The organism is Pigmentiphaga sp. NML030171 (assembly GCF_002188635.1).
Classification (GTDB): domain Bacteria; phylum Pseudomonadota; class Gammaproteobacteria; order Burkholderiales; family Burkholderiaceae_B; genus Pigmentiphaga; species Pigmentiphaga daeguensis.
In genome coordinates this window covers 243,394-265,422 of record NZ_NINX01000015.1, presented here as the reverse complement: position 1 = coordinate 265,422, position 22,029 = coordinate 243,394, and the positions used below count along the sequence as shown (strand labels likewise).

The following is a 22,029-nucleotide window of genomic DNA, read 5'->3' as shown; positions in this document are numbered from 1 at the left end:
GCCCGGATCCGATCGTTTCCAAGGATATGCCATGAAGACCTCACGCTTTTCCCTTGCCCGGACGAATCTCCTGCGGGCGGCCGCCTGCGCGGTGGCGGCCTGCCTGGCGGCCGAGATCTTCGCCGGGCGCGCGGGCGTCGGCCTGCTGCACGTGCCCTACAACAGCGTGTCGGCGGCGCTGGCGGACGTGGCGGGCGGCCAGATCGACATGATGATCGCGCAATTGCCGGCGGCGCTGCCGTTCATACGCGGCGGGCGGGTCAAGGCGCTGGGCGTCGTCGCCGAACAACGCTCGCCGCTGGTGCCCGAGATGCCGACGCTGAAGGAAGCCACCGGGCTTTCCTTCGGCGACGCGGTCTCGTGGTCGGGGCTGATGGCTCCGGCCGGCACCCCGCTGGCCCTGCGGGAGAAGATCGCCCGCGCGGTCACCCGGGCAATGCGGTCTTCCCAGGCCCGGGAACTGCTGGCGCGCCAGGGCACGGTGGGGCTGGGCGGGACGCCGGACGATCTTTCCAAGGCCATCGCCGAGGATTCCCGCCGGTACGGCCAGGTGATCAAGGCGCTCGACATCCGGCTGGACTGATTCGAACGGGGCGGGGGGTATTGGGGATATCCCCAGTCCAGCTACAATTCCCCCTTTCACGTAGACGTCCCCTGACGAGACCCCGTCCATGAGTATCAAAAGCGACCGCTGGATCCGCCGCGTGGCGGCCGAAGGCATGATCGAGCCATTCGAGCCCGGCCAGGTCCGGGCGCACGACGGCAAGCGCATCGTCAGCTACGGCACGAGCAGCTACGGCTACGACGTGCGCTGCGCCGACGAATTCAAGATCTTCACCAACATCAATTCGACCATCGTCGATCCCAAGGCCTTCGACGAGAAATCCTTCGTGGATTTCAAGGGCGACGTCTGCATCATCCCGCCCAACTCCTTCGCCCTGGCCCGCACGGTCGAGTACTTCCGCATCCCGCGCAGCGTGCTGACCATCTGCCTGGGCAAGAGCACCTACGCGCGCTGCGGGATCATCGTCAACGTCACGCCCCTGGAACCCGAGTGGGAAGGCCACGTGACGCTGGAGTTCTCGAACACCACGCCCCTGCCCGCCAAGATCTACGCCGGCGAGGGCTGCGCGCAGATGCTGTTCCTGGAAAGCGACGAAGTCTGCGAGACGTCCTACAAGGACCGCGGCGGCAAGTACCAGGGCCAGCAGGGTGTGACGTTGCCGCGGACGTAGCCCCCCCCTACGCGCTGACGCGCGCCCCCCAGGGGGCGATGCGGGTGGACCGGCGGAGCCGGATCCACCGCATCCTGGGTCTGGGGGCAGTGGGGTGCGTGGGGTGGTCCTCAAACCGACACTGAATTGTTTTACGCTAGTCGTTGTTTATTTTTACGCCCGGAGGCGCTGTGCGAGGTAACTTGCTTGCGGCCGGCCGTTTTTCAACCGATTTCCCTGCCGCCACGTGCCCATCCAGGGCACAGCGGATCTGGCTTTGCCAGTCCGCCAGTGCCGCCCCCTGGGGGGCGCGCGTCAGCGCGTAGGGGGGGACCTCAATGAAATTCCGTTTCCCCATCGTCATCATCGACGAAGACTTCCGTTCCGAGAACGCTTCCGGGCTGGGCATACGCGCGCTGGCCGCGGCCATCGAGGCCGAGGGCATGGAGGTGCTGGGCGTGACCAGCTACGGCGACCTGTCGTCGTTCGCGCAGCAGCAGAGCCGCGCCAGCGCATTCATCCTGTCGATCGACGATGAGGAGTTCGGCGAAGGGATGCCCGACGATGTGGCCAATGCGGTCAGCAAGCTGCGGGCCTTCATCGGCGAGCTGCGCTTCCGCAATGCCGAGATCCCCATCTACCTGTACGGCGAGACCCGTACCTCGCGGCACATCCCGAACGACATCCTGCGCGAGCTGCACGGGTTCATCCACATGTTCGAGGACACGCCGGAGTTCGTGGCGCGCCACATCATCCGCGAGGCCAAGAGCTACCTCGAATCGCTGCCGCCGCCGTTTTTCCGTGAACTGGTCAAGTACGCCCAGGACGGTTCGTATTCCTGGCACTGTCCGGGGCACTCGGGCGGGGTGGCGTTCCTGAAGAGCCCGGTGGGCCAGATGTTCCACCAGTTCTTCGGCGAGAACATGCTGCGCGCCGACGTCTGCAACGCGGTGGACGAACTGGGGCAACTGCTGGACCACACCGGCCCCGTGGCGGCATCCGAGCGCAACGCGGCGCGCATCTTCAACGCCGACCACTGCTTCTTCGTGACCAACGGCACGTCCACGTCCAACAAGATCGTCTGGCACGCCAACGTGGCGCCGGGCGACGTGGTGGTGGTGGACCGCAACTGCCACAAGTCCATCCTGCACGCCATCATCATGACGGGCGCGGTGCCGGTGTTCCTGCGGCCCACGCGCAACCACCTGGGCATCATCGGGCCGATTCCGCTGGAGGAGTTCCGTCCCGAGAACATCCAGAAGAAGATCGACGCCAACCCCTTCGCCAAGGACAACGCGGGCCGCAAGCCCCGCATCCTGACCATCACGCAGAGCACCTACGACGGCGTGGTCTACAACGTCGAGATGATCAAGGAGCTGCTGGGCAGTTCCATCGATACGCTGCACTTCGACGAGGCCTGGCTGCCGCATGCGGCATTCCACGACTTCTACAAGGACATGCATGCCATCGGCAAGGACCGTCCGCGCAGCGCCGAGGCCGTGGTGTATGCCACGCACTCGACGCACAAGCTGCTGGCGGGCATCTCGCAGGCCTCGCAGATCATCGTGCAGGAGTCGGAGAGCCGCAAGCTGGACCGGCACATCTTCAACGAAGCCTACCTGATGCATACGTCGACCTCGCCGCAGTATGCGATCATCGCCTCGTGCGACGTGGCCGCGGCGATGATGGAGCCGCCCGGCGGCACGGCGCTGGTCGAGGAGAGCATTCTCGAGGCGCTGGACTTCCGCCGCGCCATGCGCAAGGTAGAGGCCGAATTCGGCTCCAGCGACTGGTGGTTCAAGGTCTGGGGGCCGGACGACCTGGTGTCCGACGGCATAGGCGAGCGCGACGACTGGCTGCTCGACACCAACGCCGAGTGGCATGGTTTCGGCGAGCTGGCGCCGGGCTTCAACATGCTCGACCCCATCAAGGCGACCATCGTCACGCCGGGGCTGGACGTGTCGGGCACGTTCGGCCAGACCGGCATTCCGGCGTCCATCGTGACCAAGTTCCTGGCCGAGCACGGCGTCATCGTCGAGAAGACCGGCCTGTATTCGTTCTTCATCATGTTCACCATCGGCATCACCAAGGGCCGCTGGAACACCCTGCTGACCGCGCTGCAGCAGTTCAAGGACGACTACGACAAGAACCAGCCGATGTGGCGCATCCTGCCGGAGTTCTGCCATGACTATCCGCAATACGAGCGGGTGGGGCTGCGCGACCTGTGCACGCGCATCCACGACATGTACCGGGCCCATGACGTCGCGCGCCTGACCACCGAGATGTACCTGAGCGACATGGTGCCGGCGATGAAGCCGTCGGACGCCTTCGCCAAGATGGCGCATCGCGAGATCGAGCGTGTCGACGTCGACCAGCTCGAAGGCCGCATCACCAGCGTGCTGCTGACGCCGTATCCGCCGGGCATCCCGCTGCTGATCCCGGGCGAGCGTTTCAACCAGACCATCGTCAAGTACCTGCAGTTCGCGCGCAAGTTCAACGCCCAGTTCCCCGGGTTCGGTACCGACATCCACGGCCTGGTCGAGGAAGTGCTGCCCGGCGGCGAAGTCCGCCACTACGTGGACTGCGTGAAGGACGACTGATGTCCGCATTACGGCCGGCCGCGACGTACGATGTCGCGGTCATCGGCGCGGGCGCGGCCGGCATGATGTGCGCGGCGGTGGCCGGCCAGCGCGGCCGGCGCGTGGTGCTGATCGACCACGCCCGGCGGCTGGCCGAAAAGATCCGCATCTCGGGCGGCGGGCGGTGCAACTTCACCAATCGCGACGCCGGACCCGCCAACTTCATTTCCGCCAACCCGCACTTCTGCCGCTCGGCGCTGTCGCGCTACACGCCGCGCGATTTCCTGGCGCTGGTGGCGCGCCACCGCATCGCCTGGCACGAAAAGCACCGGGGCCAGTTGTTCTGCGACGAGTCCAGCGAGGACATCATCCGCATGCTGCGCGCCGAATGCGACGCGGGCGGCGTCGCATGGCGCATGCCGTGCACGGTCGAATCGGTGGACCAGGGCGAGGCGGGCTTCGCGCTGGGCACCTCGTCCGGCGCCATCCACGCCCGACGCCTGGTCATCGCGACCGGCGGGCTGCCCGTCGCGCAGATCGGCGCCTCGGATTTCGGCCTGAAGATCGCGCGGCAGTTCGGCCTGAAGATCGTCGAACCCCGCCCGGCGCTGGTGCCGCTGACCTTCGATGCCGCGTCATGGAAGCCCTTCGTTCCCCTGGCCGGCGTCGCGCTGGAGGTCGACATCCGCACCGGCGCCGGCCGGCACGCGGCCGCGTTCCGCGAGGACCTGTTGTTCACCCATCGCGGCCTGTCCGGTCCGGCGGTGTTGCAGATTTCGAGCTATTGGCAGCCGGGCCAGGCCATCGTCATCGACCTCGCGCCCGACGTGGACCTGGTGGCCGACCTGCTGGCCGCCAAGGCCGGCGGCCGCCAGCACCTGGGCAACGTGCTGGCCGGCATGGTGCCGCGCCGGCTGGCCGAGCAGTGGCTGGCCGCCGCCCATCCCGGGCTGGGGGAACAGCGCATCGCCGACCTGCCCGACAAGGCGTTGCGGCAGGTGGCCGAGGGCATGAAGCGCTGGACCGTGATCCCGTCGGGCACCGAGGGATACCGGAAGGCCGAGGTCATGCGCGGCGGCGTCGACACGCGCGGCCTGGACCAGCAGACCATGGAAGCCAAGGCCGTTCCCGGCCTGCACTTCATCGGCGAAGTGGTGGACGTGACCGGCTGGCTGGGAGGCTACAACTTCCAGTGGGCCTGGGCCTCCGGCGTGGCTTGCGGCCAGGCGGTCTGATCATGCGCGCGGCGCCTCGACCGGCAGGCGCATGTCGGGATGGGTATCCAGCCACGCGGCCAGCGTGCCGCGAGTGCCGCCGCGCCGGACCACGTCCGCCAGCAGCGGGGACAGGGGCGGGACGTCGACGCGTTGCCCCGTGTCCAGGTTGACGACCGCGCCCGTGCGGAAATCGACGTCCAGCCGATGGCCGGTGCGCGCGAACGCGTCGCCGGCGGGCAGGCCGGCCAGGACCGGGACACCTTTCGAGATCGCGCCGCGCAGCGTCTTGTACGGCATCGATACGCACAGCACCGACAGGCCCAGGGCCGCCATCGCGATGAAACCCTGGAAGTGGGGCTTGCCGCAGCCGAAGTTCGTGCCGGCCACGATGATGTCCCCTGGTCGCACCCTGTCGGGGAAGGCTGGATCCACCATCCTGAGCAACTCGGGCAGCAGTCGCTGCGGATCGTCGATGCGGCGTATCGCCATCTCGAAGGGGATGAGGCCGTCGTCCAGGGGAATGTCGTCGCCGAACACGTGGCAGCGCCCGACGCATCGCATGGTGTCGGTCATGGCGCAAGCTCCCGCGGATCGGCGATGCAGCCGGCCAGGGCCGATGCCGCGACCGTCAGCGGACTGCCCAGGTAGGCCTGGGCGGACTTCGCGCCGAAGCGGCCGGCATGATTGGTCGCAGCCGTGGAAATGGAGGTCTCGCCATCGGCCAGGGGGCCCATCACTCCGCCCGCGCACGGTCCGCATCCGGGAGGAAGCAGCATCGCCCCGGCTTCCTGGAACACCGCCGCGAGCCCGTCGCGGGCCATGCGCAGCGAGGTCTCGACGGTGCCCGGGACGATGAACATGCGCACGTGGCCGGCGATGCGGCGGCCGCGCAGCAGGGCCGCGGCCGCGGCGAAATCCTCGTACATGCCGGATCCGCACGACCCGATGTAGGCGTGGTCCACGTGCCGTCCGGCCACTTCGCCGACATCCGTGCCCAGGTGCGGGCCGCCGGGCAGGGCGACCTGCGGCGCCAGGCCCGCCAGGTCGATGTCGACCTCGGCCTCGACCGGCGCGTCGGCATCGCCGGCGTGGACGGCGCCATCGCCGGCCGGGGTGAACCAGACATTGGCGACGCCGATCTCGGTCAGCGAGTTGCAGAGGGCGACGCGTTCCGACAGCGGCAGCCTGGCCGCATGGTCGCCCGCGAACTCGATCACGCGGTTGTCGTGCGCGGGCAGCCGGCCGCTGGCGAAGAGGCGCGTGACATGGAAACCGACGTCGCGGGCGGTCAGCGCCGGCCCGGTGGTGCCTTGCAGGCGCACGCGCACGGTCGCGGGCACTTGTTCCCAGACCGAGCCGGTGGCCAGTACCGAGACGATTTCCGGGCCGGGCGCGCAAGCGACCGCGCCGACCGCGCCGAAGTTCGTGGCGTGCATGTCGTAGCAGGACAGGAACATGCCCGCGCGCACCAGGCCCGTCTCGATGGGGAAAAGGTGCCCGTGGCCGCCGCGGCCGGCGTCGTAGAAGCGGCCCACGTTCCAGTCGCGGGCGATCTGGCGGATGCGGCGGGCGCGCAGGGCCGAGGCCGGGCTGGCGTAGGCCACCTCATGATCGGTCACGAACATCACGCGCTCGGGGCGGGCGATGCGGCGGTACCCCAGGCTCGACAGTTCGTTGTAGGCCGACTCCACGTAGCCGTCGTGGATGATGACCAGTTCGGGTTCGGGCGAAACGATGTCGCCGGGCCGGACGTAGGGCTTGCCGCTGGCGCGCGCGAGGATTTTCTCGGCGCCCGTCTGCGGAATCCTCGTTGCGATGCGGTTCATGACGGTACCGTATGGGCGGCCTTGCGGGCCATGACATCGGCGTAGCGGCCACCTGCGTCCACGATGCGGGCGGCCTCGCGTTCGAAGTCCAGGCGCGCCTGCAGCCGTTCCAGGAAGCGGGCGGCACCGGCGCGCGGAATGACGACGATGCCGTCGTCATCGGCGCAGAGGATGTCGCCGGCATGGACCAGCCGTCCACCCACCGACACCGGCACGCCCGTCTCGCCCCGGCGCCCGCTCGACCAGCCGGTGGCCACGGCGCCGTGGGCGAATACGGGGAAGCGCGCGCGGCGTATCTCGGCAAGATCGCGGACCCGCCCGTTGCTGACGACGCCGGAGACGCCGCGGCGCTGGGCGACGGCCGTTCCCGTGCCGCCCCAGGTGCAGGCGTCCGGCGCGGGGCCGACGTCGATCACGATGACCGAGCCCGGCGGCGCTTCGTCCGCCGCGCGCACGATCTCGTCGCCGTAGCCGGCGGGCGCGCGCACGGTGTGCGCCGGCCCCACGCACAGCACGCCGGGCACGAGGGCGGACAGCGAGGGCGACAGGTGGCCCGCGCGCTCCATGGCTTCGTGGGCGGCCGCGGCCGAGGCTTGCCGCAGCAGCGCGCACAGCGCGGCGATATCGGCGGTGTCCTGGGCCATGGTCATTCCTGGGGGATGCGGGCGGCGGCCACGATGTCCTTCCAGCGCTGGGCGTCCTTGCGCAGGAACTGCGAGAACTCTTCCGGCGTATTGGCCGGGGCGGCGGCGATGTTGGCCTTGGCCAGCCGCTCGCGCATGTCGGGCGAGGTCAGGACCGCCACGATCTCGCGGTTCAGGCGCCGGGTGATCGCGGCCGGCGTTCCCCGCGGGGCCAGCAGGCCCACCCAGCCTTCGATTTCGAAGTCCTTGAGCTCCGGAACGGCGGACTGCGCGGCCGCCGGCACGCCCGGCATCTGCGCGATGGGCGCCAGGCTGGCCACGGCCAGCGGCTTGAGCCGTCCCGAGTCCACGTGCGGCTTGCCCGACAGCACGGCATCGAACATGAACTGCACCTGGCCGCCGATGAGGTCGGTCAGCGCCTGGGGGCTGCCCTTGTAGGGGACGCCCAGCACGTCCGTTTTCAGCCGGGACAGGAACGCGGCGATGGCCAGGTGCTGGATCGTCCCGCTGCCCGCGGTGGCGTAGGTATAGCGGTCGGGGTGGCTGCGCAACTGCGCCACGAAGTCCTCCAGGCTGGCGTACGGCGCGTCGGCGCGGACCAGCAGGACCATGGGGGCGACGGCGACCCGGACGACGGGCGAGAAGTCGCCCAGGATGTCGAACGGGATCGACTTGTAGATGGCCGGGCTGATGGTGGCCGAGGTGGAGGTCATCAGCAGCGTGTAGCCGTCGGGGTCGGACTTGGCCACATAGGCCGCGCCCACCTGTCCGGACGCGCCGACCTTGTTCTCGACCACCACCGGCTGCCCGAGCCGCGCAGCCAGCTGTTCGCCCAGGAAGCGCGCGGCGACGTCGGACGAATTCCCGGGCGGGAAGGGCGCGATGATGCGGATGGGCTTGGTGGGGTAGTCGCCCTGACCGGCGGCCGGGGCGGCCGCGAGCAGGGCGGCGGCCAGCGTGGACAGCAGGAGTCCGACGGATCGTGAACGGTTCATGGCTTGTCTCCGGGGGGCGCGGACCTGGGCGGTCCGGCCGCATCGTGCCCGCCGGTCGGGGGCATCGTGCGGTTTCCATGCCGTGCAGTGTAGGAATCGTCCGGTGGAACGACAATCGCGATTATTGTTAGGATTAGGAAGATTTTCCGTACAATCCCTCGTCCGCGAAACCAGCGAGCTTCCATGGCCAGACCCGGTGATCCGATCTCCTCGGTCAATCTGAAACTGCTGCATACCTTCATGCTGGTCGGCGAGAGCCGGAGTTTCCGTACGGCCGCCGGACGCGCCCACCGCTCGGGTTCGGCGGTCAGCGGCCAGATCCGCCGCCTGGAAGAGCAATTGGGCGTGCCGCTGTTCCATCGCACCACGCGCCAGGTCACCCTGACGCGCGAAGGCGAGCAGTTGCTCCAGTGCGTTCGCCGCGCCCTGCAAGAAGTGGAGGGCGGATTGCAGGCGATCCAGGAGGCCGCCGACGTCCAGCGCGGGCGCATCGCGCTGGCCTGCGCGCCCACCATCGCCGGCGCCTACCTGGGCGACGTGCTGGCCGCCTTCCAGGGCAGGTATCCCGGCATCCAGGTCTTCGTGCGCGAGATCACCGCGGCGGCACTGTTCGAAAGCGTCAGGAAGCGGGAAGTGGACTTCGGCATCAGCGTGATGACCGGTTCACCCGAGTTCCGCTTCGAGCCCCTGCTGACCGACGAACTGGTCGCGCTGGTGCCCCGCGCGCTGCTGGACGGCGATCGCAAGACCATCTCGCTCAAGGCCCTGGCGGCGATGCCCCTGCTGGTGCTCGAACAGGGCACCGCGCTGCGTGCCATCGTCGAGGAAGCGATGGCCGCGCAGGGCCTGCACCTGGCCACGCGCTTTCAGTTCATGCATTCGCAGACGCTGATATCCATGGCGACGGCCGGCCTGGGCGCCGCCATCCTGCCGGCGACCGCGCTGCCGCGCACGCTGGGCCCGAGCGTGCAGAAGCTGCGTATCGTCCGCCCCACCCTGGTGCGCAGCATGGCGATCGTCACGCTGCCCGGCCACGCGTTGTCGCCGGCGGCGCTCAGACTGGTGGACATGCTGCGCAGCATCCTGGCCCAGGCCCGGTCCTAATCCAGGGAAATGTTCAAGCGCTTGATGATCTGCCCGTATCTGCGCGAATCGGCATCGAGCTGGGCCTGGAACTGCTCGGGCGTCATCGCCAGCGGCTCGTAGGCCAGCTGCATGTAGCGTTCCCGCAGTTCCGGGTCCTGCAGTGCCGTGGCGATGTCGCGGCGGATCCTGGCCGCGACGGCGTCCGGAACGCCCCGAGGCGCCAGGATGCCCACCCAGGCGCTGAGCTCGAAACCTTGCGGCCCGCCGGCCTCGCCCATGGTCGGGACCGACTCGAACCCTTGCACCCGCGAAGGCGCCGCGGCCGCCAGCAACCTGAGCTTGCCCCCCTTGTAGAGCGCGTTCATGCTTCCTATGGTGCCGAATGCCCAGGGAACCTGGCTGCTGGCCACGGCCGTGTAGAGCTGGGACATTTCCTTGTACGCGATGTGCGTCATGGACGTGCCCGCCGCCTGGTCGAGCATGGCGCCGCCCAGGTGTCCGGGGCTGCCCACGAACCAGGATCCGTAGTTGATGGCCCCCGGGGCCGCCTTGGCGTCGGCGATCAGGTCGCCCACGCTCCGGTAGCGGCTGTCCGTGGGCACCGCCACGAAGAAATAGTTGCGGAACAAGGTCGTGACCGGCGTGAAGTCACGCTTCAGGTCGTAGGGAAGCTTGCTGAACAGATAGGGCTGCGCGGCCATCTGCGCACTATCCAGTTGCAGCAGGGTGTAGCCGTCGGCGGACGCGCGCCTGACCGCTTCGATGGCGATGAAACCCGCGGCGCCAGGCTTGTTCTCGACCAGCACGGGCTTGCCCCAGGCCCTGGACAGGCGTTCGGTCACCATGCGCAGGTTCACGTCGACCCCGCTGCCGACCGGAAAGGGCGTGACGATGCGCACGGGGCGATCGGGATATTGCGCCGCCGCCTGCGGCAAACCGCAGACCGCCAGCAGGGCGATCTGACAGAGGACGGCCAGAGGCCGCCAGGCAGGGGGGAAAGGGAATGCGGCCATGACTGTCTCCTCGCATTTCTCATGTGGGAATCGTGCCGCGTCCGGCACGAGCGGCGCAGGCGGCTGCGCAAGCAGCGACGCCTTGACGCCGGCGACTATGTCACCTGCTTCGAAGACGGGTCAAACACCTGTCTCGGTGATTGAGAATCCCCTGGAGGCCCGGCCCGCTTTCGCGGCGACATCGAGTCAGGCACAATCGAATCCGACGCACCCACGTCCCGCCTCACTCGTTCACCAGAAAAGGGGAAACCCCATGATGCTCGCGTTGTTGGGTAGTTCGTCGCAGTCGAAGTTGTTGCGCCGGTGCGCGCGGGGGATGGCCGTCCTGGCCGCCTGCGCGCTGCCTGCCCTGGCCAGTGTCCAGGCGGCGGAAAAGCCGGGGTCGTCGTATGTTCCCGACGTCGGCCAGGAAGGCAAGGACGTGGTGTGGGGGCCGACCCCCCAGAGCCTGGTCGACAAGATGATAGACATGGCCAAGGCAGCGCCCGGCGACACGCTGATCGACCTGGGATCGGGCGACGGGCGCCTGGTGATCACCGCGGCCCAGCGGGGCATCAAGGCCCACGGCATCGAATACAACCCCGACATGGTGGAGCTGGCCCGCCGCAATGCGCAGGCCGCGGGCGTGTCCCGCGTCGCCACGTTCGAGAAGGCCGACCTGTTCGAGACCGATCTTTCCCGCGCCACGGTCATCACGCTGTTCCTGCTGCCCACCATCAACGAGAAGCTGCGGCCCAGGCTGCTGGAGCTCAAGCCCGGCACCCGCGTGGTATCCAATACCTTCCCCATGGGCGACTGGCGGCCCGACGAACAGGCCACGGTCACCGAGCAATGCCAGACGTGGTGCTCGGCGCTGCTGTGGATCGTGCCGGCCAGGGTCGAGGGCACCTGGAAGCTCGACGGCCGCGAACTGAAGCTGGCCCAGCAATACCAGCGGCTGAGCGGCACCCTGGATGCCCGGCCCATCGACGACGCCACCCTGCGCGGCGACGAGATCTCGTTCTCGGTGAACGGCGTGCGCTATCGCGGCAAGGTGAACGGCGGCACCATGCAGGGCACGCGTGCCGGCGCCTCGCCCGCTTCGTGGTCCGCGGTGCGCGGCTGACGTCCGTCCATCCCGTTGCGCAGGAATCCGCATGACCGCGTCTCTCCCCCTGAAACAGACTCCGCTCTTCGCCGAGCACCTGGCCTTGTCCGGCAAGATGATCGACTTCGGCGGCTGGTCCATGCCCGTCTCGTACGGCTCGCAGATCGACGAGCACCATGCCGTCCGGCGCGGCGCGGGCATGTTCGACGTCTCGCACATGCTCAACGTGGACGTGGCGGGAAGCCAGGCGCGCGCCTACCTGCGCCATCTGCTGGCCAACGACGTGGATCGCCTGGCCGAACCGGGCAGGGCGCTGTATTCCTGCATGCTCAATCCGCAGGCCGGGGTGGTGGACGACCTGATCGTCTACCTGCTGACGCCGGAGCACTACCGGCTCGTGGTCAACGCCGCCTCGGCCGACAAGGACCTGGTGTGGATGGCGCGGGTCGCCCAGGCCGGCGGCTACGACGTGACGATCGAACCGCGCCGCGAACTGGCGATGATCGCGGTCCAGGGGCCCGAGGCCCGGGAACGGCTGGCGCAGGCGAGGCCGGCGCTGGGCCGCCTGGCGCGCGGCCTGGCGCCGTTCACGGCCGAGGGGGCCGAGGGCGTGCTGGTCGCGCGCACCGGCTACACCGGCGAGGATGGCGTGGAAGTGGTGCTGCCCTGCGCCGAGGCGCCCGCCCTGTGGCGCGACCTGCTGGCGGCGGGCGTCGCGCCCTGCGGCCTGGGGGCGCGCGACACGCTGCGGGTCGAGGCCGGCCTGAACCTGTACGGGCAGGACATGGACGAACTGACCCAGCCGGCCGAGGCCGGACTGGCCTGGACCGTGTCCGACCATGACCCGCAGCGCGACTTCGTCGGGCGCGCGGCGCTGGCCTACGGCCTGAAGTGGCAGTTGCTGGGGCTCAGGCTGCTGGACCGGGGCGTGATGCGCGCCCAGATGGCGGTCCACACGGCCGAGGGCGCCGGCATGGTCACCAGCGGCACCATGTCGCCCACGCTGGGCACGTCCATCGGTTTCGCCCGCTTGCCGGACAGCGTATCGCCCGGCGACGCGGCCGAGGTGGAGATCCGCGGCCGGCGCGTCCCGGCGGTGGTCTGCCGGCTGCCCTTCGTGCGGCGCGGCAAGGTGCTCGACAGCGGCGAGCCCTGACCCGCGTCGCCCGCCCCAAGGTTCACTACAATTCCCCCATCTCTTCGACTCACTACCTGGATCCGCCTCCATGAATCTTCCTTCCGAACTCAAGTACGCCAAGACCCACGAATGGATCCGCGCCGACGGCGACCTGCTGGTGGTGGGCATCACGGACCATGCGCAGGACCAGCTGGGCGACCTGGTCTACGTCGGCGACGTCAAGGTGGGGGCCCGGCTCCAGGCCGGCGAGACGGCGGGCGTGGTCGAGTCGGTGAAGGCGGCTTCCGACATCTATGCCCCGGTGGCGGGCGAGATCGTGGCCTTCAACGAAGCGCTCTCGGCCAGCCCCGAGCAACTGAACCAGGAACCCTATGCCGCCTGGATCTTCAAGCTCCGGCCGGACAACATGGCCGATACCGCCGGCCTGCTGGACGCGGCGGGCTACCAGGCCTCGGTCGACGCCGGCTGACGCCACGGCAGGTATCCGGCCGCCGCCGCTGAGCGGCCATGCCCGGCGGCGGTCAGTCCATGGCCACGTGCGGCGCGTCCTCGCCCGCCGCGCGCCGGCGTGACCGCACGATGGCAAGCAGCGGCACCACGCACAGGGTGGCGATGAACATCAGCTTGAACGCGTCGACGTAGGCGATCATCGACGCCTGCTGCGTGACCATCCGGTTCAGCGACTCCAGCGTCGAGGGCGAACTCAGGTCATAGTTCTGCACGAGCGCGGCGTTGGCCGGATTCATGTGCTCGACCAGCGAGGCATGCACGACCTGCGTGTTGCGCGTGACCTGGGCCTGGATCACCGAGATGCCTATGCTGCTGCCGATGTTGCGCACCAGGCTGAAGATGGCCGTGCCGTCGGCCCGGAGCTCGGGAGCCAGCGTGGCGAAGGTGACCGCGCTCAGCGGGACGAAAACGAAGCCCAGCCCCACGCCCTGGATGACGCCCGGCCAGACGATGTCGCTTTGCGAAAGGACCAGCGTGTAGCCCATCATCTGGTAGAGGGCGACCGCCGACACCAGGAATCCGGCCAGCAGCATCATGCGCACGTCCATGCGCCCGACCAGCCGTCCCGCGATCAGCATGGCCACCATGGTGCCCACCCCGCTGGGCGCGGTGACCAGGCCCGTGGTCGCCACCGGGTAGCCCATCAATGCCTCCAGCATGGGCGGAAGCAGCGCCCGCGTCGCGTACATCACCGCGCCGATCACGAAGATGAAACAGGTGCCGGTGACGAAGTTGCCGTCCTTGAGCAGTTCGTAACGAAAGAAGGACCCCTTGCCGGCCGTGGCCGTATGCAGCGCGAAGAAGACGAAGCTGACCAGCGCGATGGCGGCCTCGATGCGTATCTCCAGCGAGCCGAACCAGTCCAACTGCTGGCCGCGGTCCAGCATGGCCTGCAGCGCCCCGATGGCCAGCGACAGGGTGATGAACCCGAAGAAGTCCAGGGCCTGCCGCGCCGAGGGCTTGGAGCGGGGCAGGTAGGTCAGCACGCCGAACAGCGCGAAGGCGCCGATCGGCAGGTTGATCAGGAACACCCATCGCCAGTTGTAGCTGTCCGTCAGCCAGCCGCCCAGCGTGGGACCCAGTATCGGCCCCACCATCACGCCCACGCCCCAGATCGCCATGGCCTGCGGCTGCTTGTCGCGCGGATTGATGTCCAGCAGGATGGACTGGGACAGCGGCACCAGCGCGGCGCCGAACAGGCCTTGCAGCAGCCGGGCGCCGACGATCTGGGCCAGGCTTTCGGACATGCCGCACAGCAGCGAGGCCACGGTAAAGCCGCTGACCGCGACCGCCAGCAGGCGCTTGACGCCCAGCCGCGCGGCCAGCCAGCCGGTCAGCGGCGTGGCGATGGCGGCGGCCACGATGTAGGAGGTCAATACCCAGCTGATCTCGTCCTGCGAGGCGGAAAGCGTGCCTTGCATGTGGGGCAGTGCGACGTTGGCGATGGTGCTGTCCAGCGTCTGCATCAGCGTGGCCAGCATGATGGACAGCGTGATCATGCGCCGGTTGAGCGGCGCGGCGGAGGTTTGCACGGCGGATGCCCGGCTGGTCTGGAATGATATGCACGTATATCATATGCTTGCTTACATATTCCCGAACGCACGGCGATGGGCGACAATATCGCGCGTTCTTCTTCCGGTCCTCCCATGGCGACTCCCTACGACAAGCGCTTCGGTTTCCTGGTGTCCGACATCGGCCGGCTGATGAGCACCGAATTCGACCGCCGCGCGCGCGGGCGGCTCGAGCTCAGCCGCGCGCAGTGCCGCCTGGCGCTGTACCTGTCCTTCCTGGGCCCGATGACGCAGGCGCAACTGGCCGAGACGCTGGACGTCACGCCCATGACCGTCGCCCGCATGCTGGACCGGATGCAGGAGGGCGGCTGGGTCACGCGCATGCCGGTGCCCGGCGACAGGCGGGCGTTCCGTGTCGAGGCCACGGCCAAGGCCGAGGCCATGCTGGCCGAGGCGCTGAACGTGGGCGACGAGCTGGCCGATTTCGCGCTGCGTGGCCTGACCGAGGCCGAACAAGGGCAGTTGATAGGATTGCTGCAACGCGTCCGCCGCAACATGACCACCCCGGACGGGCGGTGAGCCCCGCGGGGGCCGCGCCGCCGCGCATTCGGGGCGAAATGAGAGTGAATTGCAAAAACTCTCGCAGCGCTTAAAATGCTGCACATGCGACATTGGTACGTGTTCCTCGTATTGCTGTGCCTGCCCCTGCAATGGGTGTGGGCGGAGTCCGCCGCGTGCCAGCTCAAGGCCCACGTGGTGGCCAGCTACCAGCACGCCCGTGTCGCGTCCCACCTGCCCGTGGCGGCCGGCCACGAAATGCGCGAGGCGCCCCAGGCCGGCGCCGCCGTCCGGATCGACATGCCGCGCTGGGAATTCGAGCTGGACGAGGAATTCGACATCGTCGAGCAGATCTCCGAGCCCGACTGGGGCGACGTGGCGGTGGACGACCTGGTCTGCCGGCCGCCGGCCAACGACAATTCCTACGCGGGGGCGCCGCTCGATCCCCACGAGTTCGATCTTCCCCTGTGCGTCGCGATCGCCGAGCCCGTCCTGGGCGACTCGCTGTTCATCGCGTCGCAGCATCCGCCCGCGCCGGCTCCGGTGTTCCGGGCCTACCGCCCGCCGTCACTGACGGCCTGATCCGCGTCACCCTCGTCTGCGGCGGCAGGTAGCCGCCGCACGCGCCTTGCCGGCGGCCTTGTGCCGCCGCGCGTGTCCGTTCCTACGATCATCATGAAGCCCATCACACTCGTTCTGTCAGTGTGGCTGGCGGGCATGTGTACCCACGCGGCTGCGGCGCAGCCCTACACGCTCGACCAGCTATTGTCCCTTGCCCTCCAGGGCAACAAGGGTATCGAGGCCGCCGCGGCCGGCGTCGATGCCGCCCAGGCCGGCCTGACCACCGCGCGCGCCTATCCCAACCCCGAGGTGGAATTCACCACTGGCCGCGTATCGGCGCGCCAGCCGGGTGCCGCCACCGGCATCGGCCAGACGCTGTCCCTCACGCAGCGCATCGATCTGCCCAACCAGCGCCGGCTGCGGTACGAATTGGCCACGGGCACGCTGCGGGCCGTGACCGCGGGGCAGGAGTTCTTCGTGGCGGGGCTGGTGGCCCAGGTCAAGCGCGGGTTCTACGAAACGCTCCGGCGCGAGGCCGAGTTCGCCGCGGCGCAGGAGGACCTGGCGCTGACCCAGCAGTTGTACAACCGTGCCCAGGTCCGGGTGGACGTGGGCGATGCGCCCAAGTACGAGGCGATCCGCGTCGCGGCCGAACTGCTGAACGCGCAGAAGAACAGCCAGAGCGCCCTGCTGCGCGTGAACCAGGCCAAGTCATTCCTGCGCCAGCAGGTCGGCGGCATCCTGCCGGCGGGTTTCGCGGTGGAAGGCCAGTTGAGCGGGAAGCCGTCCCTCGAGAACCTGGAGCGGCTGCGCGAGGTGATGCTGGCGGGCAATCCCGAGCTCACCCAGTTCCGGGCCGAATTGCAGCGGGCCCGCACCGCCGTGGACTACGAGCGTTCGCTGCGCATGCCTTCGGTGGCGCTCAAGGCGACGTCCAGCCGCGATCCCGACACGCGCGACACGCAGTTCGGCGTGGTGGTCAGCGTGCCCCTGTGGGACCGCCGGCAGGGGCCGATCGACGAGGCCGCCGCCACCGCCATGCGCGCGCGCAGCCTGCTCGAGGCCCGCGAATTCGAGCTGACCCAGCAACTGGATTCCGCCTACCAGCAATACCAGATCGCCGCTTCGCAGGTCGAGGCGCTGGAGTCGGGCATCGTGCGCCAGGCCGAGGCCGCGCTGAACGTGGCCGAGGCCGCCTACCGCTACGGCGAGCGCGGGATCATCGACTACATCGATGCGCAGCGCGTGCTGCGCACCGCGCGCAACGACCTCATCGCCGCCCAATTCGATCTGCAAATGGCCGCCGTGGAAATCGAGCGGCTGCTGGCCAACTCTTCCGCAGGTGACCCCTCATGATTCCGCGCCCTTTCCGCACGACCTCCCACGGCGCACGCCGGACCCTGCCCGCCGCCGCGCGGTGGAGCCTCCTGGCCGCTGTCTGCCTCGTCCTGGCAGCCTGCGGCGACAAGCCCGCGAACGAGGCCGAGCCGGCCGAAGTCCTCGACCCCAGCATCGTGGTCGCGAGCGAGGCCATGCTGGCCCGCATCAAGATCGCCCCGGTTTCGACCGAGCCGTTCAGCGACGTGCTGCGCGTGGCGGGCCGCATCGATTTCGACCGCCAGCGCATGGCCCGGATCGGCGCTCCGGTGACGGGGCGGGTCACCGACATCAACACCACGCTGGGCGCGGCGGTCAAGCCCGGCGACGTGCTGGCGCGCCTGCACAGCACCGAACTGGGCAGCGCCCAGCTGGCCTACCTGAAGGCCAAGGCCCAGTCCGAGCTGCAGCAGAACGCCCGCGAGCGCGCGCGGCTGCTGTTCGCCGCCGACGTGATCGGCAAGGCCGAACTGCAGCGGCGCGAGAACGAATACGCGGTGGCCGCGGCCGAGCTGCGCGCCGCCTCCGACCAGTTGAGCGTCCTGGGCATGTCGCCGTCGGCGATCGCGCGCATGGGGCAGTCGGGCGAGATCAGTTCCTTCTCGCCGGTGGTGTCCACCTTGCGCGGGTCCGTGGTCGAGTTCAAGGTGTCGCCGGGGCAGGTGGTCCAGCCCGCCGATTCGTTGTTCACGGTGGCCGACCTGTCGCGCGTGTGGGCGGTGGCCGAGGTGCCCGAACAGCAGGCCGACCTGGTGGCGGCGGGCCAGACGGTCGACATCGAGGTGCCGGCGCTGGGCAACCGCAAGATCTCCGGCGAGCTGATCTTCGTCGGCCAGGTGGTCGATCCCGCCACGCGCACCGTGCCGGTCAGGACCTCCATCGACAACGCCGACGGCCGGCTCAAGCCGGCGATGCTGGCGACCATGCTGATCGCCAGCCGGCCCACCGAGCAATTGGTGATTCCCGCGTCGGCCGTGGTGCGTTTCGAGAACGAGGACCTGGTCTACGTCGAGATCGAGCCGGGCCGCTTTCGCGCGACCCACGTGCAGATGGGCGCCTCGTCCAACGGCAAGCGCGTGGTGGCCTCGGGCCTGAAGGCCGGTGAGCGCATCGTCGTCGAAGGAGCCTTCCACCTCAACAACCAGCGCGCTGGCGTCGATCCGGAGTAACGATCATGCTCGAGAAAATCGTCCGCGCTGCCCTGCAGCAGCGGCTGATCATCGCCGTGCTGGCGGTGGTGGCCCTCGTGGTCGGCCTGGACGCCATGCGCAAGCTGTCGGTGGATGCCTTCCCGGACGTCACCAACGTCCAGGTCCAGATCGCCACCGACGCCACCGGCCGCTCGCCGGAGGAAGTCGAACGCTTCGTGACCGTGCCCATCGAGATCGCGATGACCGGCCTGCCCGGGCTGGAGGAAATGCGCTCGCTGAACAAGCCGGGGCTGTCGCTGATCACCCTGGTGTTCACCGACGCGACCGATGTCTATTTCGCGCGCCAGCTGGTGATGGAACGGCTGATCGAGATCGGCTCGCGCATGCCCACCGGCGTGACGCCCGTGCTGGGGCCCGTGTCCACGGGCCTGGGCGAGGTCTACCAGTACACGCTGGATAGGCCCGACGACGGCGATCGGGAACTGACGCAGAAGGAGCTGACGGAACGGCGCATCGTCCAGGACTGGGTGGTGCGTCCGCTGCTGCGTTCGATTCCGCAGGTGGCCGAGATCAATTCGCAGGGTGGCTACGTGAAGCAGTACCAGGTCCGGGTCAACCCGGACCGCATGAGCCACTACGGCATCACGCTGCACCAGGTGTACGAAGGGCTGGCGCGCAACAACGCCAACTCGGGCGGGGGCATCCTGCCTCACTACGCCGAGCAGTACCTGATACGGGGCGTGGGCCTGATCGAGAACCTGCAGGACATCGCCAACATCGTGCTGGCCGAATCCAACGGCACGCCCGTGTACGTGCGGGACGTGGCCGAGGTCGGGATGGGGCACGAGGTCCGCTACGGCGCCGTGGTCAAGAACGGCGTGACCGAGTCCGTGGGCGGCATCGTCATGATGATGCGCGGCGGCAACGCCAAGGAAGTGGTGGCGCGCATCAAGCAGCGTGTGGCCGAGATCAACGGCCAGGGCATGCTGCCCGACGGCCTGCAGATCGTGCCCTACTACGATCGCAGCGAGCTGGTCGACGCGGCCTTGTGGACGGTGGCCAAGGTGCTGCTGGAGGGCGTCGTGCTGGTCGTCGTGATCCTGTTCCTGTTCCTGGGCGACGTGAGGTCCTCGCTGATCGTCGTGGCGACCCTGGTGCTGACGCCGCTGCTCACCTTCTTCGCGATGAACCGGCTGGGCATATCGGCCAACCTGATGTCGCTGGGAGGGCTGGCGGTCGCGATCGGACTGATGGTGGACGGCTCCGTGGTCGTGGTCGAGAACGCCTTCGCCCACCTGGGCCATGCCAAGGAAAGCGGCGAGCGCAAGGTCCGCATCATCCTCAAGGCGGTGGCCGAGGTGGCGACACCGGTGGTGTTCGGCATCGGCATCATCATCCTGGTGTTCCTGCCGCTGATGACGCTGCAGGGCATGGAAGGCAAGATGTTCGCGCCGCTGGCCTACACCATCGCCATCGCGCTGGCGATCTCGCTGGTGCTGTCGCTGACCCTGTCGCCGGTGCTGTCCTCCTATCTGCTCAAGGGCGGGGCCGAGCACGACACGCGCATGATCGCCTTCATGAAACGGCGCTACCTGCGCATGCTGGACTGGGTGCTGCGCAACACGAAGAAGACGGTCGTGATGGCCGTGCTTGCCTTCGGCGCGTCGGTGGCCGTGCTGCCTTTCCTGGGCACCTCCTTCATCCCGGAGATGAAGGAGGGATCGATCGTGCCGGGCATCAACCGCGTGCCCAACATCTCGCTCGAGGAATCGATCGAACTGGAGCGCCAGGCCATGAAGATCGTCATGGGCGTGCCCGGCGTGAAATCGGCGATCTCCGGGGTGGGCCGCGGCGAGAGTCCCGCCGACCCGCAGGCGCAGAACGAGTCCACGCCCATCGTCAGCCTCAAGCCGCAGGACGAGTGGCCGGAGGGCTGGACCCAGGACACCATCGCCGAGGAGATCCGCAAGCGCCTGGAGGTGATTCCCAGCGCGCAGATCATCATGGCGCAGCCCATTTCCGACCGGGTCGACGAAATGGTCACCGGCGTGCGCTCGGACGTGGCGGTCAAGGTGTTCGGCGAGGACCTGGACCGGCTGCTGCAAAAGGCCCAGGAGATCGCGCGGGTGGCCGAGACGGTGCCGGGTGCGCGCGACGTGCGGGTGGACCGGGTCAGCGGCCAGCAGTACCTGTCCATCAACATCGATCGCCAGGCCATTGCCCGCTACGGCCTGAACGTGTCGGACGTGCACGACGTGATCGAGGTGGCCATCGCCGGCAAGACGGCCACCGAGATCTACGAGGGCGAGCGCAGGTTCTCGGCGGCCGTGCGCCTGCCCGAGGAGTTCCGCGGCAGCGTGCAGGCCATCCGCCAGATCCTGCTTACCACGCCGCATGGTGTGCGCGTGCCGCTGGAGAGCCTGGCCGCCATCGAGGTACGCGACGGGCCGGCGCAGATCAGCCGCGAGGGCGGCAAGCGGCGCGTGGTGGTTGCCATCAACGTGCAGGACCGCGACCTGGGCGGATTCGTGGCGGAGTTGCAGCAGACGGTGCAGGGCAAGGTGCAACTGCCCACGGGCTACTACCTGGAATGGGGCGGGCAGTTCCAGAACATGGAACGAGCGCTGGGCCACCTGTCCATCATCGTGCCCGCCACCGTGGCCGCCATCTTCTTCCTGCTGTTCCTGCTGTTCAACTCGGTGCGCTACGCGACGCTGATCATCACCGTGCTGCCGTTCGCCTCCATCGGCGGCATCATTGCCCTGTTCGTGACGGGCGAGTATCTGTCCGTGCCGGCGTCGGTGGGCTTCATCGCGCTGTGGGGCATCGCCGTGCTGAACGGGGTGGTGATGGTGTCCTACATACGCAAGCTGCGGATGGAGGGCATGCCGCTGGCCGAGGCGGTGGTGGAAGGGGCGACCATGCGGTTCCGGCCGGTCATGATGACGGCGACCGTGGCCATGCTGGGCCTCGTCCCTTTCCTGTTCGCCACGGGACCGGGCTCGGAAGTGCAGCGGCCGCTGGCGGTGGTCGTGATCGGTGGATTGATCACCTGCACGCTGCTCACGCTGCTGGTGCTGCCCACGCTGTACCGCTGGTTCGACGAGGAATCGCCCGAGGCATAGGCGAACGCAAGGAGAAATCGAATGAAGGAAATCAAGGCGATCATACGGCCGGTGCGCCTGGACGACGTACGCGAGGCGCTGATGCGCACGCCGGGTTTTCCGGGCATGACCGTCAGTCACGTGGAAGGGTGCAGCGCGCCGGGGCGGCACCAGCCGCAGAACCTCAAGGAAGAGCTGCTGGATTTCTCGCCCAAGGTGCGCATCGAGATGGTGGCGGCGGACGACCACGCCGATGTCCTGTACCAGGCCCTGAAGCAGGCGGCCACGACCGGGCACGTCGGCGACGGGCTGGTCTGGATGAGCGAGGTGGCGCGTTGCGACTATCTGTGGCAGCCGGGACAGCGGGGCGGCTGATCCGGGCGGGACCGCCGAGTGCGGTTGTCCGGACAAATTTTTCGTTGTTTTTCTGAGATATGGCAATGCCGGCCCCCATGGGG

20 protein-coding genes are annotated in these 22,029 nt (G+C 68.6%); 14 read left to right on the top strand and 6 right to left on the bottom strand.

All coding sequences use genetic code 11. The features are described 5' to 3' along the window. Positions 1–31: 31 nt before the first annotated feature. From CDO46_RS03775 to CDO46_RS03760, 4 genes are all read left to right on the top strand, one after another. Positions 32–583: a tripartite tricarboxylate transporter substrate binding protein gene (locus tag CDO46_RS03775; RefSeq protein WP_087837218.1), complete on the top strand. Its 552-nt coding sequence runs from the start codon at positions 32–34 to the stop codon at positions 581–583. Between the two features lie 88 nt (positions 584–671). Then, positions 672–1,235, top strand: a complete 564-nt coding sequence (gene dcd, locus CDO46_RS03770; RefSeq protein WP_087837217.1) for a dCTP deaminase — start codon at positions 672–674, stop codon at positions 1,233–1,235. A 317-nt stretch (positions 1,236–1,552) separates the two neighbouring features. Next, a complete protein-coding gene (locus CDO46_RS03765; RefSeq protein ID WP_087837216.1) occupies positions 1,553–3,814 on the top strand; it encodes an arginine/lysine/ornithine decarboxylase in 2,262 nt (753 codons plus the stop codon). Further along, the gene (locus tag CDO46_RS03760; RefSeq protein WP_087837215.1) at positions 3,814–5,028 is read left to right on the top strand and encodes an NAD(P)/FAD-dependent oxidoreductase; all 1,215 of its coding nucleotides are present in this window, start codon (positions 3,814–3,816) and stop codon (positions 5,026–5,028) included. Before CDO46_RS03765 ends, CDO46_RS03760 begins: the two co-directional genes overlap by 1 nt. On the opposite strand, the gene CDO46_RS03755 is transcribed toward CDO46_RS03760, so the two are convergent. From CDO46_RS03755 to CDO46_RS03740, 4 genes are read right to left on the bottom strand one after another with little or no spacing between them, the layout of a single operon-like run. Then, positions 5,029–5,583 carry a 3-isopropylmalate dehydratase gene (locus CDO46_RS03755; RefSeq protein ID WP_087837214.1) on the bottom strand — a complete coding sequence of 185 codons (555 nt, stop codon included), beginning with the start codon at positions 5,581–5,583 and terminating at the stop codon, positions 5,029–5,031. It abuts the gene before it with no gap. Beyond that, positions 5,580–6,836: an aconitase family protein gene (locus CDO46_RS03750; RefSeq protein ID WP_087837213.1), complete on the bottom strand. Its 1,257-nt coding sequence runs from the start codon at positions 6,834–6,836 to the stop codon at positions 5,580–5,582. Before CDO46_RS03750 ends, CDO46_RS03755 begins: the two co-directional genes overlap by 4 nt. After that, entirely contained in the window at positions 6,833–7,480 is a 648-nt protein-coding gene (locus CDO46_RS03745) for an RraA family protein (protein ID WP_165963005.1), read from the bottom strand. Before CDO46_RS03745 ends, CDO46_RS03750 begins: the two co-directional genes overlap by 4 nt. A 2-nt stretch (positions 7,481–7,482) precedes the next feature. Beyond that, positions 7,483–8,475, bottom strand: a complete 993-nt coding sequence (locus tag CDO46_RS03740) for a tripartite tricarboxylate transporter substrate binding protein (protein ID WP_176400651.1) — start codon at positions 8,473–8,475, stop codon at positions 7,483–7,485. A gap of 183 nt (positions 8,476–8,658) precedes the next feature. Between CDO46_RS03740 and CDO46_RS03735 the strand changes: the two genes are divergently transcribed. Next, positions 8,659–9,579 carry a LysR family transcriptional regulator gene (locus tag CDO46_RS03735; RefSeq protein WP_087837210.1) on the top strand — a complete coding sequence of 307 codons (921 nt, stop codon included), beginning with the start codon at positions 8,659–8,661 and terminating at the stop codon, positions 9,577–9,579. Here the strand turns inward: CDO46_RS03735 and CDO46_RS03730 are convergent. Further along, complete coding sequence (locus CDO46_RS03730; RefSeq protein WP_087837209.1) at positions 9,576–10,574, bottom strand: tripartite tricarboxylate transporter substrate binding protein; 999 nt, start codon at positions 10,572–10,574, stop codon at positions 9,576–9,578. The two genes, CDO46_RS03735 and CDO46_RS03730, sit on opposite strands and share 4 nt — an antisense overlap. A 253-nt stretch (positions 10,575–10,827) precedes the next feature. Between CDO46_RS03730 and CDO46_RS03725 the strand changes: the two genes are divergently transcribed. From CDO46_RS03725 to gcvH, 3 genes are all read left to right on the top strand, one after another. After that, the gene (locus CDO46_RS03725) at positions 10,828–11,679 is read left to right on the top strand and encodes a class I SAM-dependent methyltransferase (protein WP_254914549.1); all 852 of its coding nucleotides are present in this window, start codon (positions 10,828–10,830) and stop codon (positions 11,677–11,679) included. A gap of 31 nt (positions 11,680–11,710) precedes the next feature. Then, entirely contained in the window at positions 11,711–12,817 is a 1,107-nt protein-coding gene (gcvT, locus tag CDO46_RS03720) for a glycine cleavage system aminomethyltransferase GcvT (protein ID WP_087837208.1), read from the top strand. A 70-nt stretch (positions 12,818–12,887) separates the two neighbouring features. Further along, on the top strand, positions 12,888–13,268 hold the full coding sequence (gcvH, locus tag CDO46_RS03715; protein ID WP_087837207.1) for a glycine cleavage system protein GcvH: 381 nt from the start codon (positions 12,888–12,890) through the stop codon (positions 13,266–13,268). 52 nt (positions 13,269–13,320) lie between these two features. On the opposite strand, the gene CDO46_RS03710 is transcribed toward gcvH, so the two are convergent. Next, positions 13,321–14,808 (bottom strand): DHA2 family efflux MFS transporter permease subunit, encoded by a 1,488-nt coding sequence (locus CDO46_RS03710; RefSeq protein ID WP_254914552.1) that lies wholly within the window; start codon positions 14,806–14,808, stop codon positions 13,321–13,323. Between the two features lie 147 nt (positions 14,809–14,955). Between CDO46_RS03710 and CDO46_RS03705 the strand changes: the two genes are divergently transcribed. From CDO46_RS03705 to CDO46_RS03680, 6 genes are all read left to right on the top strand, one after another. After that, positions 14,956–15,399: a MarR family winged helix-turn-helix transcriptional regulator gene (locus tag CDO46_RS03705; protein ID WP_087837290.1), complete on the top strand. Its 444-nt coding sequence runs from the start codon at positions 14,956–14,958 to the stop codon at positions 15,397–15,399. 75 nt (positions 15,400–15,474) lie between these two features. Further along, on the top strand, positions 15,475–15,960 hold the full coding sequence (locus tag CDO46_RS03700; RefSeq protein ID WP_087837206.1) for a hypothetical protein: 486 nt from the start codon (positions 15,475–15,477) through the stop codon (positions 15,958–15,960). Between the two features lie 93 nt (positions 15,961–16,053). Further along, positions 16,054–17,295 (top strand): TolC family protein, encoded by a 1,242-nt coding sequence (locus tag CDO46_RS03695; protein WP_087837205.1) that lies wholly within the window; start codon positions 16,054–16,056, stop codon positions 17,293–17,295. Beyond that, positions 17,292–18,485 carry an efflux RND transporter periplasmic adaptor subunit gene (locus CDO46_RS03690; protein WP_087837204.1) on the top strand — a complete coding sequence of 398 codons (1,194 nt, stop codon included), beginning with the start codon at positions 17,292–17,294 and terminating at the stop codon, positions 18,483–18,485. Before CDO46_RS03695 ends, CDO46_RS03690 begins: the two co-directional genes overlap by 4 nt. Before the next feature lie 5 nt (positions 18,486–18,490). Beyond that, entirely contained in the window at positions 18,491–21,592 is a 3,102-nt protein-coding gene (locus CDO46_RS03685; RefSeq protein ID WP_087837203.1) for an efflux RND transporter permease subunit, read from the top strand. 21 nt (positions 21,593–21,613) lie between these two features. Next, positions 21,614–21,946 (top strand): P-II family nitrogen regulator, encoded by a 333-nt coding sequence (locus tag CDO46_RS03680; protein ID WP_087837202.1) that lies wholly within the window; start codon positions 21,614–21,616, stop codon positions 21,944–21,946. Positions 21,947–22,029: the final 83 nt, after the last annotated feature.